The sequence below is a fragment of the Acinetobacter sp. YH12134 genome (assembly GCF_013418555.1).
Taxonomy (GTDB): domain Bacteria; phylum Pseudomonadota; class Gammaproteobacteria; order Pseudomonadales; family Moraxellaceae; genus Acinetobacter; species Acinetobacter indicus.
In genome coordinates, this window is the sequence record NZ_VPBT01000057.1 from 1 (window position 1) to 1,130 (window position 1,130).

Annotated in this window: 1 protein-coding gene; it reads right to left on the reverse strand. The window is 35.6% G+C overall.

The window, feature by feature from the left end; all coding sequences use genetic code 11:
* Nucleotides 1-1,059, reverse strand: a protein-coding gene (locus FTU69_RS14670) for an IS4-like element ISAba1 family transposase (RefSeq protein ID WP_154021473.1) whose coding sequence is annotated in 2 segments (ribosomal slippage) — nt 1-519 and nt 519-1,059 — 1,060 coding nt annotated over the 2 segments. Because the reading frame shifts where the segments join, the coding sequence is not laid out codon by codon here. This gene is flagged as partial in the annotation.
* Between the last annotated feature and the right edge of the window lie 71 nt (nt 1,060-1,130).

Genomic DNA, 1,130 nt, shown 5'->3' on the forward strand with positions numbered 1-1,130 from the left:
TTCTTAAAATTGCCAAAATTTCCTTAAACTCTTCTTTTTTCCCAAAACCAATTAAACGCTGAATCGCCATTTGAACATAGTCTAAACCATAGCGAAATAAACTCATTGAGAGTCGTCCATGCTTCTTTATTTTTATCGCTTTTTTTTGATCATGTTGCCATTCACCCGTTAAGTAACACCAACAGAAGCTTATAGCTAACACCGCAATCAATTTTTTCACTCGTCTAGGGTCTGTCAAGCGCGTATTTTCAAGATTAAACCCGCGTCCTTTGAGACAACTGAATAAGGTTTCAATTTCCCAGCGTAATGCATAATCCTGAATAGCATTGGCATTAAACTGAGGAGAAACGACGAGTAAAAGCTCTCCATTTTCTAACTGTAGTGCACTTATATATAGTTTCACCCGACCAACCAAAATCCGTCGTTTACGACATTCAATTTGACCAACTTTAAGATGGCGAAATAAATCACTAATTTTATGATTCTTTCCTAAATGATTGGTGACAATGAAGTTTTTTTAACACGAATGCAGAAGTTGATGTCTTGTTCAATTAACCATGTAAACCACTGCTCACCGATAAACTCTCTGTCTGCGAACACATTCACAATACGGTCTTTACCAAAAATGGCTATAAAGCGTTGAATCAAAGCAATACGCTCTTTCGTATCTGAATTTCCACGTTTATTAAGCAATGTCCAAAGGATAGGTATCGCTATTCCACGATAAACGATTGCGAGCATCAGGATATTAATATTTCGTTTTCCCCATTTCCAATTGGTTCTATCTAAAGTCAGTTGCACTTGGTCGAATGAAAACATATTGAAAATCAACTGAGAAATTTGACGATAATCAAAATACTGACCTGCAAAGAAGCGCTGCATACGTCGATAAAATGATTGTGGTAAACACTTGATGGGCAAGGCTTTAGATGCAGAAGAAAGATTACATGTTTGCTTTAAAATAATCACAAGCATGATGAGCGCAAAGCACTTTAAATGTGACTTGTTCCATTTTAGAGATTTGTTTAAGATAAGATATAACTCATTGAGATGTGTCATAGTATTCGTCGTTAGAAAACAATTATTGTGACATTATTTCAATGAGTTATCTATTTTTGTCGTGTACAGAG